Genomic DNA, 746 nt, shown 5'->3' with positions numbered 1-746 from the left:
AGGATGTTGTGGGCGGGGTCGAAGGCGAAGGTTTCGCTGCGGCCGGTTTGGCTGTTGCGGGCTTCTTGAATGCGTCCGATTTTGTCATAGACGTAATTGAGGACGCCGCTTCTTTGATCGGCGCTTTGAATGAGGTTGCCGGCTTTGTCGTAGGCGTAGCGGCGGTTGACGGCGCCGCCGGCCAGCGGGTTTTGTTTGCCGTGAAGCGTTTGTGTGCCGCTCCGGACGGTACGCTGGCTTTTCAGACGACCCATGGGGTCGTAGTCGTACAGGCTGCTGATGCTGCCCTGTGTCCTTTGGATTTCGCGGTGCAGTTTGTCGCGTTCGATGTCGCTGACGACTTCGCCGTCGAGGCTGATTTGGTGCAGGTGTCCGCTACCGTAGTACAGGTAATCGATATGGCGGCCGTCGGGCAGGATGGTGCGGATGCGGTTGCCCAACGGGTCGTACTGGTAGCCTACGGTGGCGCTTTGGCCGTTGTGGACGGTGGTTTCGCCGATAAGGCGGTCGAGTTCGTCGTAGGCGAGTTCGACGATGCTGTAGTGGTTGCGGGCTTTGGTCAGGTTGCCGGTAATGGGGTCGTATTCGAAACGGGTGCGGCTGATGCCTTCGTCTTTGCTTTGTCCGTTTTTGTGGGACACTTTGCGGCTTTGTTTTTCGATCAGTTGGCCGAGGATGTTGCGTTTGAAATGGTGGATGTGCCAAGTCTCTGGACGCTCTTTCAGACGGCCTTCATGATTGCTTTG

The 746-nt window shown here is 57.6% G+C and carries 1 protein-coding gene; it reads right to left on the bottom strand.

Annotation, left to right across the window (positions count from 1 at the left end):
• On the bottom strand, positions 1 to 746 hold a 746-nt coding region (locus ACTHSA_RS10795), incomplete at both ends, for an RHS repeat domain-containing protein (RefSeq protein ID WP_440378896.1).

This window comes from Neisseria sp. P0008.S002, from assembly GCF_051962805.1.
Lineage (GTDB): Bacteria > Pseudomonadota > Gammaproteobacteria > Burkholderiales > Neisseriaceae > Neisseria > Neisseria perflava.
This window is presented reverse-complemented; position numbering and strand designations above follow the sequence as displayed.